Genomic DNA, 14,400 nt, shown 5'->3' with positions numbered 1-14,400 from the left:
TCTACTTCCCTTATGTCTTCGGCTTGCCGCAGCACACCCTATCCGCAGTCACCAGAGCGGAATATCTTGCCCGTGCTGCGACGCCGGGCGGGGCCCGAAGTACCGGCGCTCGGATTCCTGGATCGGCACGTCGTTGATGCTGGCCTCGCGACGGGCCATCAGTCCCGACGGGCTGAACTCCCACAGCTCGTTGCCGTAGCTGCGGTACCACTGGCCGGTGTGGTCATGGCACTCGTACTGGAACCGCACGGCGATGCGGTTGTCGTGGAAGTCCCACAGGCTCTTGCGCAGCGAGTAGTCGAGTTCGCGCTGCCACTTGCGGGTCAAAAACGCCACGATCTCGGCCCGGCCGACGACGTGCTCGTCGCGGTTTCGCCACTGCGAGTCGGGCGTGTACGCCAGGCTCACCTTCTCAGGGTCGCGGGTGTTCCAGGCGTCCTCGGCCGCCTGAACCTTCTGCAGTGCCGTCTCGAGGGTGAATGGCGGGAACGGGGGGCGTGATTCGGTCATGGCGTCCATCGTGCGCCGAGCCTGTAAATCTGCAGACGCCTACTCATACTTTCCGTGCAGAATTACAGGCTCGGCGGTGTGACGCCCTGAAATTTAGTGCCCCGACACGTGTCCTATCGTGACGGTCATGGACTTCGCGATGTCGGCCAAAGCCAGCGATTACCACAAGCGACTGTCCGACTTCATGATCGAGTACGTCTTCCCGGCCGAGGCCGAATACGACAAATACCGTCACGAGGCCGGCCCGAATGACCACACGGTTCCGCCGGTCATCGAGGAACTGAAGCTCAAGGCCAAACAACAGGGCCTGTGGAACCTGTTCCTGCCGGCCGAGTCGGGGTTGACCAACCTGGAGTACGCTCCGCTGGCCGAGCTGACCGGCTGGAGCCTCGAGCTCGCACCCGAGTCGCTCAACTGCGCGGCGCCCGACACCGGCAACATGGAGACCCTGCACCTGTTCGCCACCGAGGAGCAGCGCAAGCAGTGGCTGGAGCCCTTGCTGGCCGGCGAGATCCGCAGCGCCTTCTCGATGACCGAGCCCGCGGTCGCCAGCAGCGACGCCCGCAACATCGAAACGTCCATCGAGCGCGACGGCGGCGACTACGTCATCAACGGCCGCAAGTGGTGGACGTCCGGGGCGGCCGACCCGCGCTGCAAGATCCTCATCGTGATGGGCCGGACCAACCCGGACGCGGCCAGCCACCAGCAGCAGTCGATGGTGCTGGTGCCCATCGATACGCCCGGCGTGACCGTCGTCCGCTCCACGACGGTCTTCGGCTACCAGGACCAGCCCGGGCACTGCGAGATCAGCTACGACAACGTCCGGGTTCCGGTGACCAACCTGCTCGGCGAGGAAGGGGCCGGCTTCGCGATAGCCCAGGCGCGGCTGGGGCCGGGCCGCATCCACCACTGCATGCGCGCGCTGGGCGGCGCCGAACGCGCACTGGCGCTGATGGCCGACCGGGCGCGCAACCGGGTGGCGTTCGGCCGCCCGCTGGCCGAGCAGGGCGTGGTGCGGGAGGCAATTGCCAAGTCCCGCAACGAGATCGACCAGGCCCGACTGCTGTGCGAGAAGGCGGCCTGGACCATCGATCAGCACGGCAACAAGGCCGCCCACCTGCTGGTCTCGCAGATCAAGGCGGTGGCCCCGCAGGTGGCCTGCAACGTGATCGACCGCGCCATCCAGGTGCACGGGGCCGCCGGCGTCAGCGACGACACCGTGCTGGCCCGGATGTACGCCTGGCATCGCGCGATGCGGATCTTCGACGGACCCGATGAGGTGCACATGCGGACCATCGCGCGCACGGAGCTCGGCGGGGAGCAATCCGCGCTCGCCGCGGCGGTCACCCGGCATGGCTGAAGCCGTGCGAGAACTGTCCGGCGCGTGGAACTTTCGTGACGTCGCTGACGGTGTCGACGGCCTACGGCCCGGGCGGGTGTTCCGGTCCGGCGAGCTGAGCCGCCTCGACGACGACGGCCGGGCGACACTGCGCCGGCTGGGCATCACCGACGTCGCCGACCTGCGCGCCGCGCGCGAGGTCGCCCGGCGCGGGCCGGGGCTGGTTCCCGACGCCGTCGAGGTCCACCTGCTGCCGTTCCCCGACCTGGCCGACTCGGAGGCCGAAGCGGCGGCGCCGCACGAGGAGGCGTTCCAGCGGCTGTTGAGGGGCGAAGCCGACGGCTCGGAAGAGTCGGTGAACGACACCGCGGTCCGATTCATGACCGACGAGTACCGGCAATTCCCAACACGCAATGGGGCGCAGCGGGCGCTGCGCCGCGTCGTCACGCTGCTGGCCGCCGGTCGCCCGGTGCTGACCCACTGCTTCGCGGGCAAGGACCGGACCGGCTTTGTGATCGCGACCGTGCTCGAAGCAATCGGCGTCGATCGCGACGCCATCGTCACCGACTTCCTGCGTAGCAACGACGCCGTGCCCGAACTTCGGTCGCGGATCTTCGAGATGATCCAGCAGCGCGGGGATACCGAACTGACCCCGGAGGTGGTGACCTTCACCGAGGCCCGGCTGTCCGACGGCGTCCTCGGGGTGCGTCCGGAATACCTGGCCGCCGCCCGCCAAACCATCGACGCCGAATTCGGTTCGCTCGGCGGCTATCTGAGCGACGCGGGCATCACCGATTCCGATCTGGATCGACTGCGCGGCGCGCTGCTCGCCTGATCCCGGCGCCGGCGGCGCAAATCCCGGACAGGATCGCGAGATCGCCCTAGGCTGACGGGGTCCGCTGCAGCGGTCGAGTCGCGCCTTTGTCGCGGAAAGGATTCGGGCCGATGACGTATGTGATTGCCGAGCCGCAGATGATGGCGTCGGTCGCGGCGGAAATCGAGGGAATCGGGTCGGCCTTCAGCGCCGCCACCGCCGCCGCGGCGGCGCCGACGTCGGGTGTGGCGGCCGCGGCGGGTGACGAGGTGTCGGCGGCCATCGCCGATGTGTTCGGCACATTCGGCCAGGACTATCAGGCCCTCGTCGCGCGGTTCGAGGCGTTTCACAACCAGTTCCAGCAGACGCTGGCCTCCGCTGGATTCGCCTATGCCGAGACGGAGGCCTCCGTTGCCGCGACCCTCGGCCTTGGAGCCGCGGGCGCGCCGGTGCCCGCCGCCACGATTCCCCCGTTCTCGGCGAACCTGGTGTCGATATTCATCGGCGGCACCGGAACCCCCATTCCGTCACCGTCGTTCGTCACGCGGGCCAACAACCTCTACGTCCGTTCGCTTAACACCTTGGAGGCGCTGTTCACGCCCGAGCAGCTGTACCCGCTGACCGGTGTGAAGAGCCTGCCGCTCAATCAGTCGGTGGGCGAGGGCGTGGAGATTCTCGACAACACGCTGTACAACACCATCCATAACCAGGGGCAATCGGTAACCGTTTTCGGCATTTCGCAGAGCGCCATCATCTCCTCGCTGGAGATGCAGAACCTCGCCAACGGCACCTCTTTGTTCGGGGCCAACCCTCCGCCCGTCAACATGCTCAACTTCGTGCTGACCGGCAACGAGGTCAACCCCAACGGCGGCCTGCTGTCGCGGTTCCCGAATCTTTCCCTGCCCGCCCTGGGTCTCGACTTCTATCCCGCGATGAACGCCAACACGCCCTACCAGGTGGCCAACTACACGCTGGAATACGACGGGTTCGCGGACTTCCCGCGGTATCCGATCAATATCGTTTCCGACCTGAACGCGGTCGCGGGAATCGTGTTCGTGCACACCACTTATCTGGATCTCACGCCGACCCAAGTCAATAACGCGATTCAATTGCCGACGTCTCCGGGCTACACCGGAAACACCACCTACTACATGATTCGCACGGCGGATCTGCCACTACTGAAGCCGCTGGATGCCATACCGGTGATCGGCAAGCCGCTGGTCGATTTGATCCAACCCGACATGAAGGTGTTGGTTAATTTGGGCTACGGTCCCGATCCCACCCTCGGGTACTCGACGAGCCCCGCGGATCTGCCCACGCCGTTCGGCTTGTTCCCGGATGCCAACCCCGCCACCGTGTTCAACGCGCTGGCGACGGGGACCCAGCAGGGAATCCACGACTTCTCGCTCGACCTGCAGCAGATCGCGTCGCAGCCGCCCACCGTCGCGCCGCAGTTCACCCTGCCGACTTCGCCGCCGAACCCGACGACGACGCCGGCGAACTTCCCGTCACCGCAACAGGTCTTCGACACCGTCAACAAGATCGTGACGACCGACTACGCCGTCGCGCTTCCGACGGCCGATATCGGCTACTCGCTGGCCACCGAGGTGCCCTTCTACGACACCGAGCTTTTCCTGAGTCAGCTCGGGCAGGGCAACCTCGTCAACGCGATCGGTTATCCGATCGCGGCCGACGTCGGGTTGGGGACGGTGGCGGGAGGGGTCGAATTGCTGACCATCGTTTCGGCGCTCGCTAGCAACGTCAAGGACATCCAGAGCCTCATTCCTTAACGCGCACAATGGGTCCTGCCCCACTTCGGGAACGAATGCTTTAGAACCAAAAACGCCGGTGCAAAACGCCAACAAGAAGACGCTGGCGCTCCTAAGCTAGCTGGGTGCCGGTTCCCGAGCCGAGGTTGACGGCGTCCTCGGGACCAACACGCTTGCCCCTCAGTGCGGAAGGGAAGAGGCGATGACGAGCTTGATCACGCAGCCCCAGATCTTGGCGACAGCCGCAGCGGACGCTTCGGCGATTGGTTCGGCGATCGATGAGGCCAAGGCGGCCGCCGCCGGCCCTACGACGAGCCTGGCCGCGGCGGCCCAGGACGAAGTATCGGCCATCACCGCGCAGTTCTTCGCCTCGTTCGGTCAGGAGTACCAGGCGCTGCTGCAGCAGGCTTCCGCGTTCCACGGACAGTTCGTCGCGGCGTTGGCCGGCGCCGGAAACGCTTACGCGCAAGCCGAAGCCCAGATCGCCGGCACGCTCGGGCTGACCGGCGCGGCGGGCGGCGTGCCGTTCACGGCGGTCACGCAGGCGGCCGACCCGACCGTCAAGGCCATCCTGGTCATGACCGGCACCGGCACCGCCAACCCGCCGCAGAGCTACGTCGACGCCGTGAAAGCCCTCTACCTGGGCGGATTCCCTTCGTCCCTTACTCTTCCCGTGACCACGGCCGAGGGTTTGTACCCGTTCAGCGGTGTCAAAGACCTGACGCTGGACATCTCCTTGGCCCGCGGCGTCACCGCCCTGGACAACATCATCAACCAGCAGATCACGCCCGGCCTGGGCGGCCCGACCAATAGCGTTGCCGTGCTGGGCTACTCGCAGAGTGCGATCATCTCCTCGCTGGAGATGCCGAAACTCCTCGCCGAGGGCTTCGTAGGGTCAAACAACAACGCGCTGAACCAGGTATTTTTCACCCTGCTCGGTGACCCGGCCAATCCCAACGGCGGCCTGATCGCCCGCTTCCCGGGCCTGAGCTTCCCGAGCCTGGGCGTCACCTTCGGCACCTCCACGCCGAGCAACGACTTCCAGACCACCATTTGGTCGCTTGAGTACGACGGCTTCGCCGACTTCCCGCGCTATCCGATCGATATCTTCTCGGACCTCAACGCCCTCGCCGGCATCGTGTTCATCCACGGAAGCTATCCGCACCTGACGCAGGCGACGCTCAATACGGCTGTGACGCTGGGGCAGTCCGGGGCGCCCTCCATGACCACCTACAACATGATCCCGACCGAGAACCTGCCGCTGCTCACCCCGCTACGTCTGCTCCCGGTCATCGGCAACCCGCTCGCGGACCTGATCCAGCCGGACCTCAAGCTGCTCGTCAACTGGGGCTACGGCGACCCGAACTTCGGCTGGTCGACCAGCCCGGCCGATGTCCAGACTCCGTTCGGGTTCCTCCCGCCGCTCAGCGCAACGACCGAATTGGTGTCGCTTTTCCCCGGCGCCACCGCACAGGGCGTCAGCGCCTTCAGCAACGACCTGTCGCACCTGGCGAGCTCCCTTCCCGGCGCGGCATCAACGGGCCTCGCCCAGCTTTCGACGCCACCGTCGGCGTCGCTGCCGACCACGCCAACGGGCATCATCCAGGCCATCGAGTCGGCGAACACCAACATCGTCGGCACGCTGACCGGCGATGTCTCGACCGCCTACGCGACGCTGCTCCCGACCGCGGACATCGCCACCGCCGTCGTCGTCACCCTCCCGTCGTACGACCTCAACCTGTTCCTCGACGGGATCAACGAAGCCATCACTGTCAATCCAATTCAGGGACTCATGGATGCGTTCGGCCGTCCGATCGCCGCCGACGTCGGATTGGTCACGCTGGCAGGCGGTTTCGAACTCATCAACTTCGTGAACGCGGCCCAGACGATCTTCACCGGGGTACCGAACCCGGGTCCCCAGTGACGAAGTGGCGCTCGGCTGACCGCTAGGGCTCGAGCACCACCTTGCCCAGCACCCCCCCGTCGGCCAGGCACTGTAGCGCCGCCTGCCCCTCCGACAGCGGGAAACGCTGCGGCGGAGGGGGTTTCAGGCCGAGAAAGACCAACTGGCTCAGCCCCCACGCAAACAGGGCGGCCGAACCGGGGACCCGGTTGAGGTACTCGCCCCACGCGACGCCGACCACGCTGACGTTGCGCAGCAGCAACCGGTTGACCTTCACGGTCGGAATGCCGCCCGCGGCAAAGCCGATCACCAGCAGCTTGCCGTCGATCGCCAGGACCCGAATCGCGTCGTCGAAGGCCGGGCCGCCGATGGGGTCGACGACGATGTCCACCCCGCGGCCCTGGGTGTAGTCGCGCACCCGGTCGGCCCAGCCGTCAGCCAGCGGCACCACCAGATCGGCGCCCAGCGCGCCGACATAGTCGATCGCGGCCTCCCGGTGCACCACGGCCAGCACCTTTTTCGCGCCCATTGCCCGCGCCACCTGGATGGCCGCCGTGCCCACCCCGCCGGCGGCACCCAACACCAGGACGGTGTCGCCCGGCCGCATGGCGGCGCGGCGGGACAGCGCGAAGTACATGGTGTTGTAGTTCACCAGCAGCGAAACCGCTTCGGCGTCATCGAGTTCCGCGGGGCTGCGCATCACGTTGGGCACCGGGACAGCCACCTGTTCCGCGTAGGAACCCAGGATCCCGAAGGCCGAGACCCGCTCGCCCACCCGGAAGCCGGAGCCTTCCGGCGCGGAACGCACCACGCCGGCGGCTTCCATGCCGGGGACGAACGGCGGGGGCAACTTCAGCTGGTACTCGCCCTTGGTCAGCAGCAGGTCCGGAAAGCACACCCCTGCGGCGCGAACGTCAATGACGACGTGGTTCCCGTCGGCGCTGACGTCATCGATATCGGTGAAGACCATGCCGTCCGGACCGGACAGCTCTTGCACCACACAGGCTTTCATGGCCTTAGAGCTTGAATCCGGCCTTTTGCGCTGCGGAGAGGTCCGTGATCTCGGCCCAGTGCGCGGCGACGTCCTGCACCGACGGCGGCTGGTCGAAGGTGACGCCCTCGTTCTGGAACAGCGCGGTGCGCTGCACCTTGCCGCCACCGACGATGAAAACCGACCCGTTGTCGGCGCATTCCTCGGTGCACAGGTAAGCCATCACCGGCGCAACGAAATCCGGCGTGAGCTTTTCGAACACCTCGGGCGGCAGGATGTCCTGAGTCATCCTGGTGGCCGCGATCGGGGCGAGCGCGTTGGCGTGAATGTTGTACTTGGCCCCTTCCTGGGCCAGCGTGTTGATCATGCCGACCAGGCCGAGCTTGGCCGCCCCATAGTTGGTCTGGCCGAAGTTGCCGAACAGCCCGCTGGTGGAGGTGGCGACGACGACGCGGCCGTAGCTCTGCTCGCGGAAGTGCGGCCAGGCGGCGCGAATGACGTTGTAGCCGCCGTACAGATGCACCTTGAGCACGGCGTCCCAGTTTTCGAATGTCATCTTGTGGAACGTGCCGTCGCGCAGGATCCCGGCGTTGCTCACCACACCGTGGATGGCGCCGAATTCGTCGAGCGCGGTCTTGATGATGTTCTCGGCGCCCTCGGGCTCGGCGACGCTGTCGTAGTTGGCCGCCGCCCGGCCCCCCGCGTCCTTGATCTCCTTGACCACCTCGTCGGCCATGTTGTGGCCGGCGCCGGTGCCGTCACGTGCCCCGCCGAGGTCATTGACGATGACGCTGGCGCCCTCCTTGGCGAGGGTCAGGGCGTATTCACGCCCCAATCCGCCACCGGCTCCGGTGACGACGATGACGCGATCCTGCACTCCGGGCATAAGGTTCCTCTCTGGTGTGAAACACTGGACCTAGCAAGCGATTTGGCGTGGCGGCGCCTCAGAACATCCTGCGGGCCATCTTGAAGGCCCGCTCGGTGTACGGCGGGTAGATGAAGCTGGACAGGTCGGGCCGGGTCGGCTTGGTCAGCACCGACTTGCGGTGGCTGAACTCCTCGAAGCCGTACCTGCCGTGGTAGGCGCCCATGCCCGAGGCGCCGACGCCGCCGAACGGCAGCTTGGCCGTCGACACCTGGAACGCCAGGTGGTTGACCAGCATGCCGCCGGCGGGCACCTCCTTGATCACCCGCTCGCGGACGTCTTTCGCCTTGGTGAACAGGTACGCGGACAACGGCTTTGGCCGCGAGTTGACGAAACGTATTGCCTCGTCCAGGGATTGGACCGTGATCACCGGCAGGATCGGCCCGAAGATCTCGTTCTGCATCAGCGGGCCGTCCGGGTCGGGATCGACGACGACCGTCGGCTGGATCCGCAGCGTCGACGCGTCGCAGGCGCCCCCGACGGTGACCTTGCCGTCCCCCTCCGAGAGGTAACCGCTGATCCGGTCGAATTGGCGCTGGTTGACGATACGAATTCCCTGCTGCTCCTTGGAGCGCATCTTCGTGATGGCCGCGCCGATCTTGTCGACGAGTTCGTCGCGGATCTTCGCGTCGGCCAACACATAGTCGGGCGCGACGCACGTCTGCCCGCCGTTGAGCAGCTTGATCCACGCGATCCGCTTGGCCGCGACGTCCACGTCGGCGTCGGCGGCCACGATCACCGGGCTCTTGCCGCCGAGTTCGAGCGTGCACGGGGTCAGGTGGGGCGCCGCGCCCTCGTACACCTTGCGGCCGATCTCGGTGCCGCCGGTGAACATCACGCGGTCGAGCCCCTGCGCGATGAGTTCCTGACTCACCGCACCGTCGCCCTCCACGACCGTGATCGCGTCGTTGTCCAGGTAGCGCGGCACCAGCTCGGCCATCAATCGCGACGATGCGGCGGCGATTTCCGACGGCTTCAGGATGACGGCGTTCCCGGCGGCGATCGCCCCGACGGCCGGACCCAGCGTCAGGTAGAAGGGGTAGTTCCAGGCGCCGATGATCAGCACGGTGCCGTAGGGCTCGTACTCGATCCAGCCGCGCCCGGGCCGCTGCGGCAGCTCCAGCCGTTGGTAGCGGCGGCGCGTCCACTTCCGCAGGTGCTTGGCCGCGTACTTCGCTTCACCGGCGGTCGTCGCGATGTCGGCGATGTACGACTCGAATTTGTTGCGGTCCAGATCCGCGGCGAGGGCGGCGCCGATCGCCTCCTCGTTCTCCTCCATCAGCTTTTGCAGTTGCAGCAGCTGCTGCCTGCGCCACTCGATGTCGCGGGTTCGCCCGGAGGCATATGTCCTGCGAAGCCGGGCCACCGTGGCGGGGATGTCGACCGTCTGAGCGGGCGCGCCGTTCGTGGATTCCCTCGATTCCGACGCTTTCTGTGCAACCGATTCGGTGGTCATCATTGTCCTTCCCGAGCAGAGTCGCCCGCTGCAGTGCGGGTGGCCGCTCATCGGTGATAACCGCGATCCTAACCATCCGGTTGGGGGAGCAGTTAGGAAGGATCCGCCCTAGCTCAAGGTTTGCTTGCCGTCACGAAGCTGTTCGTGAACGGCCGTTCCTCCGACTGCGGCGCGCGGCCCAGCCGCAGCCCCTCGTCGCGCGCGCTCACCGCGTGGGTCGTCCAGCCGTGTGCCGCGAACCAGTCGGCGGGCTCGGGGCGTCCCTCGTCGTCGAACCAGAGGTCGAAGGGGTTGAACGAGGTGTCCTGGCCACGCGCCGCGCGCCTGTCCCGCAGCTCCTGCCACCTTTGCTCGGCCTCGCGCCGCTTGTCCCCGTCGACGCCGAAGATTTCGACCGCCACCCGGCTGCCCGATCCGCTCAGCTCGTCGATGGAGGCGAACATGGATTCTTGCGCGGCCGCCGGCAAAAACGGCAGCAACCCCTCGGCGAGCCATGCCGTCGGACGGGTCGCATCGAACCCGGCGTCGCGCAGCGCCCGGGGCCAGTCGTGGCGCAGGTCGACGGACACGGGTCGCCTGTCGACGACCGGGGCGGCTCCGTGCGCGGCGAGCGTCTCGGCCTTGTACTCGAGCACCTTGGGCAGGTCGATCTCGTAGACGACGGTGCCGTCCGGCCAGTCGAGCCGGTAGGCCCGCGAGTCCAGACCGGCCGCGAGGATCACCACTTGGCGGATCCCGGCGGTCACCGCTTCGGCGAAGTACTCGTCGAAGAAATGAGTCCGCACCGCCTGGTAATTGATCATGTGCCGGGAGTCGACCGCGAAATCCGCGGCCTCGTCGTCGGGATCCGGCGTCCACCAGGCGGCGACCTGCTCCCGAACCCCCTCGAGTTCGGGAGTAGACACCAACACCTCGGCGAACGGGTCGGAGATCAACGGCTCGGCGCTTGCGGTCTCGGCGGCGCGGGCCAGCGCGACCATCACCGCGGTCGCCCCGACGCTGGTGGCGATGTCCCAGGAGTCGTCCGCGGTGCGCGGCATTTACAGCCTTTCGGCGGTCACGAAGTCGGAGAACGCGTCCTTGTCGTCGGTCATCGGGACGTTCTCGATCAGGCGGCCCAGCCGGCGCATGGCGTCGATCGAATGCTCGGCCGTCGCGCGCCAGCCGTGTTCGTTGAGCCACTCCGCGACGTCCGCGCGGTGGTCGTCGCGGTACATCAGCTCCCCGACGTCGACCGTCTCCTCCAGGCCGATCTCGTCGGCCACCTTCCTGAAGCGTTCGCGCATCTGCTGCCGCCGCTCGTCGGCGTGATTCGGTGCGGTTTCGGCCGAAACCCGGCTGCCGGCCGGGCTCAGCTCGCCGATCAGGGTGAAGAGCCGGTCCTGGGCCTCGGCGGGCAGGTACATCAGCAGCCCCTCCGCCAGCCACGCCGTGCGCTGCGTCGGGTCGAAGCCGGCGGCACGCAGCGCGGCCGGCCAGTCCTGACGCAGGTCGATGGCCACCTCGCGGCGATCCGCGGCGGGAGTCACGCCGTTTTGGGCCAGGGTGGTGGATTTGTAGGCCAGCACCTCGGGCTGGTCGAGCTCGTACACCGTGGTGCCGGCCGGCCAGTCCAGCCGGTAGGCGCGCGAGTCCAGCCCCGACGCCAGGATGACGATCTGGCGAATCCCGGCGGCGACGGCGTCGGCGAAGAAGGTGTCGAAGAAGTGCGTGCGCACCGCTTGGTAGCCCCGCATGTGGTGCAGGTGGGCCGCGGAATCCTCGTCGAGCGCCTCGACCTTGGCCGCGATCTCCGGGTCGAGCATCGCCTCCCACAAGACACCGGCGCCGGCGCCCTCGACCAGCAGCCGGGCGTACGGGTCGCGGATCAGCGGGTCGGGACGTTCGGTTTCGACGGCGCGGGCCGCGGCCACCATGACCGCGGTGCTGCCGACACTGGTCTTGATGTCCCAGGTGTCGTCGTGGGTGCGCAGTGAGCTCATCGCGTTGGTTGCTCCTTCATCAGCTGTTCGATCCGCCAAGACGCGCGCGCAGCAGCGTGCTGCGGACGGCCTCGTCGTCCAGGTCGTCGGGAACGGGGCGGCCCAATCGGGCCATCTCGTCGCGGTTGTTCACGGCGTCCACCTGCCAGCCGTGGTCGGTCAGCCAGGCAATGGGATCCGTGCGGTCGGGCTCGTGGAAGGTCAGCGCCTGCACGTTGACGTCCAGGCCGAGCCGCTCCCGCATCCGTAGCCAGCGCTGCGAATTGCTTCGCGAGTTCATGCCGAACACCTCGATGGCGACCTGGCTGCCCGGCGCGCTGAGCGCGGTGAACATCTCGAACAGCCGGTCCTGGGCGTCGCTCGGCAGGTATGGCAGCAAGCCCTCGGCCAGCCACGCGGTGGGCCGGGTGCGGTCAAAGCCGGAGGCGGTCAGGGCCGCGGGCCAGTCGTCGCGCAGATCCACCGGAACGGGACGCCGGGTCGCGGTCGGCACCGCGCCGTGCTCCTCCAGCGTTCGGGTCTTGTACTCGAGCACCTTGGGCTGGTCGATCTCGTACACCGCGGTGCCCGGTGGCCAGTTCAGCCGGTAGGCCCGCGAGTCCAGCCCGGCGGCCAGGATCACGACCTGCCGAATCCCGGCGTTGACGGCCTCGCCGAAGTACTCGTCGAAGAAGTGGGTGCGCACCGCCTGGTAGTCGATGCCGAGCCGGTGCGCCCGTTGGCCTTGGGGATCGCCGTCCAACCAGGCCAGCCCGGGGTCGGCCAGCCGCGCCCAGGCATCACCGGCCGACGACACCAGCAGGCGAGCGAACTCGTCACGGATCAGCGGGTCCGGACCGGCCGTTTCCGCGGCGCGCGCAGCGGCCACCCCGAGCGCGGTGGCGCCGACGAGTTCGGTGATGGTCCAGCTGTCACCGGCGGTCCGAAGGGAAGGCGGTAAGGAGGCGTCCACATCAGTCATGACGCGACCATGCTACCGAACAAGTTAGTTAGCCTATGCGCTTTGTGCGCAACTTCACTGCACCCGACCGGGTCAGGCCTCCGGCCGCCAGAGCGCGCCTTCCAGGAGCCGGCGCAGCACGTCGCTGATCGCGAGGATCTCTTCATAACTGCGGATATAGCCGGCGTAAAACCCGACGCCGCAGAGCACGATTATTAGTGTCTCGACCAATGCGGCCGCATCGATATCGGGCGCGACCTCTCGGCGCTCGATTGCCTCGTTGACCGCCGACGCCAGAAATTCGCGGCTAATTTTGACCGAATCAATTTCAGCTCCGCTTAATTCCGGATGCCGTTGCGACTCGAGCACCGCGGCAATCAGAAATGCCGAGACGGCGGGATTGTCGGAGTTTGCCCGCACCGCGGCGGTGATGAACGCCGTGAGCCGGCCCGTCAGCGTTTTCTCGCCCTCCGCCTGCCGCATCCCCGCGCCGATGACGAGGGCGTTCGTCTGCTTCAACACCTCCCGGTACAAGAGCCGCTTGGTAGAAAAGTAATGGTTGATCGCCGGTCGGGTCAGGTCGGCGCGGGCCGCGATCGCCTGGAACGTCGCGCCGTCGTAGCCGCGCTCGGCGAATACCAGGCGAGCCGCCTGCATGATCCGCTGTCGCGTCTCATCCGCCTTTGCGGCGGGGGGACGTCCCGGCCGGCGACTCGCCGTTTGCGGCATTTCTAGAGTGTGCCACCGCCACGGTGGGGCATTAGCGCATTTGGCGGAATAGTGCCGAATTTTCCGGCGTGGTAGTCCTCTAGCGCTTCGATCAATTCGGCGCGGGTGTTCATCACGAAAGGCCCGTAGTGGAATACCGGCTCACGAATCGGCTGACCGCCGAGCAGCAGCACATCGATCGCCTGCCGGTCGGCGCCCACGGTGATCCGGTCACCCGGCCCGAGCACCGCCAGTTGCCCCGAGCGGATCGGGTGGCGCACCGGACCGACGTATCCGTCGCCGGACAGCACGTAAACCAGCGCATTAAAATCGCGCCGCCACGGAATGTTGAGCCGGGCGCCCCTTTGGATCGTCGCGTGCGCCAGCGTGATCGGCGTGTGGGTGATCCCGGGACCGCGCTGACCGCCGATCTCACCGGCGACGATGCGGACCAGGGCCCCGCCGTCGTCCGACGCCACCAACCCGGCGTCGCCGCCCTCGATGGCCTGATACCGGGGTGCCGCGAATTTGTCCCTCTTCGGCAGATTCACCCACAGCTGGACGCCGTGAAAGAACCCGCCGCTTTCGACCAGTTCGGCTGGCGGCGTCTCGATGTGCAGGATTCCCGAACCCGCCGTCATCCACTGCGTCGCGCCGTCGGTGATCAGCCCGCCACCGCCGTGCGAATCCTGGTGCGCGAACTTGCCGTCGATCATGTACGTGACGGTTTCGAACCCGCGGTGCGGATGCCAATCGGTGCCCCTGGGTTCACCCGGCTGGTACTCCACCGCGCCCATCTGGTCCATGTGCACGAAGGGGTCCAGGTCGGCGGTGCTGACTCCGGCGAACGCGCGGACCACCGGGAAACCCTCGCCCTCGTAGCCGCGTGGTCCGGTGGTGATCGACCGGACCGGCCGTTCGGTGTCGGCGGGACTTGGGGCGCCGGCGCGCGGCAGCGTCAGCGTGTCTGCGGTTACAGCAGGCATGTCTACCTCCTCGATTAGAGCTGTCCGTATAACCGGACCGAAGTCCGTTTATTCCCGTCTGCCTAAGATGACGTGGT

Annotated in this window: 13 protein-coding genes; 4 read left to right on the top strand and 9 right to left on the bottom strand. The window is 67.1% G+C overall.

The genetic code is table 11. The features are described from left to right. Positions 1-48: 48 nt before the first annotated feature. Complete coding sequence (locus tag N415_RS02205; protein WP_068176862.1) at positions 49-510, bottom strand: nuclear transport factor 2 family protein; 462 nt, start codon at positions 508-510, stop codon at positions 49-51. A 139-nt stretch (positions 511-649) separates the two neighbouring features. On the opposite strand from N415_RS02205, the gene N415_RS02200 reads away from it, so the two are divergent. The 4 genes from N415_RS02200 (at position 650) to N415_RS02185 (ending at position 6,356) form a co-directional block, all read left to right on the top strand. After that, positions 650-1,870: an acyl-CoA dehydrogenase family protein gene (locus N415_RS02200; RefSeq protein WP_068176859.1), complete on the top strand. Its 1,221-nt coding sequence runs from the start codon at positions 650-652 to the stop codon at positions 1,868-1,870. Further along, positions 1,863-2,684, top strand: a complete 822-nt coding sequence (locus N415_RS02195) for a tyrosine-protein phosphatase (RefSeq protein ID WP_068176742.1) — start codon at positions 1,863-1,865, stop codon at positions 2,682-2,684. The genes N415_RS02200 and N415_RS02195 overlap by 8 nt, the downstream gene beginning before the upstream one ends. A gap of 110 nt (positions 2,685-2,794) precedes the next feature. Beyond that, the gene (locus tag N415_RS02190) at positions 2,795-4,453 is read left to right on the top strand and encodes a PE-PPE domain-containing protein (protein ID WP_068176739.1); all 1,659 of its coding nucleotides are present in this window, start codon (positions 2,795-2,797) and stop codon (positions 4,451-4,453) included. 181 nt (positions 4,454-4,634) lie between these two features. Beyond that, positions 4,635-6,356, top strand: coding sequence for a PE-PPE domain-containing protein (locus N415_RS02185; RefSeq protein ID WP_068176738.1), 1,722 nt, complete (start codon positions 4,635-4,637; stop codon positions 6,354-6,356). Between the two features lie 22 nt (positions 6,357-6,378). Here the strand turns inward: N415_RS02185 and N415_RS02180 are convergent, their stop codons facing one another. The 8 genes from N415_RS02180 to N415_RS02145 all read right to left on the bottom strand — a co-directional run bounded on the left by N415_RS02180 (position 6,379) and on the right by N415_RS02145 (position 14,323). Then, positions 6,379-7,347 carry an NADPH:quinone oxidoreductase family protein gene (locus tag N415_RS02180; protein WP_068176736.1) on the bottom strand — a complete coding sequence of 323 codons (969 nt, stop codon included), beginning with the start codon at positions 7,345-7,347 and terminating at the stop codon, positions 6,379-6,381. Positions 7,348-7,351: 4 nt separating this feature from the next. Beyond that, positions 7,352-8,212 carry an SDR family oxidoreductase gene (locus tag N415_RS02175; protein ID WP_068176734.1) on the bottom strand — a complete coding sequence of 287 codons (861 nt, stop codon included), beginning with the start codon at positions 8,210-8,212 and terminating at the stop codon, positions 7,352-7,354. A gap of 58 nt (positions 8,213-8,270) precedes the next feature. After that, positions 8,271-9,710, bottom strand: coding sequence for an aldehyde dehydrogenase family protein (locus N415_RS02170; RefSeq protein ID WP_068176732.1), 1,440 nt, complete (start codon positions 9,708-9,710; stop codon positions 8,271-8,273). A gap of 110 nt (positions 9,711-9,820) precedes the next feature. After that, entirely contained in the window at positions 9,821-10,747 is a 927-nt protein-coding gene (locus tag N415_RS02165; protein WP_068176731.1) for a class I SAM-dependent methyltransferase, read from the bottom strand. Beyond that, positions 10,748-11,689 (bottom strand): class I SAM-dependent methyltransferase, encoded by a 942-nt coding sequence (locus tag N415_RS02160; RefSeq protein ID WP_068176729.1) that lies wholly within the window; start codon positions 11,687-11,689, stop codon positions 10,748-10,750. Positions 11,690-11,708: 19 nt separating this feature from the next. After that, positions 11,709-12,650 (bottom strand): class I SAM-dependent methyltransferase, encoded by a 942-nt coding sequence (locus N415_RS02155; RefSeq protein WP_068176727.1) that lies wholly within the window; start codon positions 12,648-12,650, stop codon positions 11,709-11,711. A 72-nt stretch (positions 12,651-12,722) separates the two neighbouring features. Beyond that, complete coding sequence (locus tag N415_RS02150) at positions 12,723-13,358, bottom strand: TetR/AcrR family transcriptional regulator (RefSeq protein ID WP_068113198.1); 636 nt, start codon at positions 13,356-13,358, stop codon at positions 12,723-12,725. Positions 13,359-13,360: 2 nt separating this feature from the next. Then, positions 13,361-14,323: a pirin family protein gene (locus tag N415_RS02145; protein ID WP_068176724.1), complete on the bottom strand. Its 963-nt coding sequence runs from the start codon at positions 14,321-14,323 to the stop codon at positions 13,361-13,363. Positions 14,324-14,400 lie beyond the last annotated feature (77 nt).

The organism is Mycobacterium sp. UM_CSW (assembly GCF_000455205.1).
Taxonomy (GTDB): domain Bacteria; phylum Actinomycetota; class Actinomycetes; order Mycobacteriales; family Mycobacteriaceae; genus Mycobacterium.
The sequence above is the reverse complement of the archived record's forward strand: the minus strand, read 5'-3'. Positions and strand labels throughout refer to the sequence as shown.

Bases quoted from the DNA above. Each gene is read 5' to 3' on its own strand.
- N415_RS02205 (WP_068176862.1), bottom strand. From the start codon at position 510: ATGACCGAATCACGCCCCCCGTTCCCGCCATTCACCCTCGAGACGGCA.
- N415_RS02200 (WP_068176859.1), top strand. From the start codon at position 650: ATGTCGGCCAAAGCCAGCGATTACCACAAGCGACTGTCCGACTTCATG.
- N415_RS02195 (WP_068176742.1), top strand. From the start codon at position 1,863: ATGGCTGAAGCCGTGCGAGAACTGTCCGGCGCGTGGAACTTTCGTGAC.
- N415_RS02190 (WP_068176739.1), top strand. From the start codon at position 2,795: ATGACGTATGTGATTGCCGAGCCGCAGATGATGGCGTCGGTCGCGGCG.
- N415_RS02185 (WP_068176738.1), top strand. From the start codon at position 4,635: ATGACGAGCTTGATCACGCAGCCCCAGATCTTGGCGACAGCCGCAGCG.
- N415_RS02180 (WP_068176736.1), bottom strand. From the start codon at position 7,347: ATGAAAGCCTGTGTGGTGCAAGAGCTGTCCGGTCCGGACGGCATGGTC.
- N415_RS02175 (WP_068176734.1), bottom strand. From the start codon at position 8,212: ATGCCCGGAGTGCAGGATCGCGTCATCGTCGTCACCGGAGCCGGTGGC.
- N415_RS02170 (WP_068176732.1), bottom strand. From the start codon at position 9,710: ATGATGACCACCGAATCGGTTGCACAGAAAGCGTCGGAATCGAGGGAA.
- N415_RS02165 (WP_068176731.1), bottom strand. From the start codon at position 10,747: ATGCCGCGCACCGCGGACGACTCCTGGGACATCGCCACCAGCGTCGGG.
- N415_RS02160 (WP_068176729.1), bottom strand. From the start codon at position 11,689: ATGAGCTCACTGCGCACCCACGACGACACCTGGGACATCAAGACCAGT.
- N415_RS02155 (WP_068176727.1), bottom strand. From the start codon at position 12,650: ATGACTGATGTGGACGCCTCCTTACCGCCTTCCCTTCGGACCGCCGGT.
- N415_RS02150 (WP_068113198.1), bottom strand. From the start codon at position 13,358: ATGCCGCAAACGGCGAGTCGCCGGCCGGGACGTCCCCCCGCCGCAAAG.
- N415_RS02145 (WP_068176724.1), bottom strand. From the start codon at position 14,323: ATGCCTGCTGTAACCGCAGACACGCTGACGCTGCCGCGCGCCGGCGCC.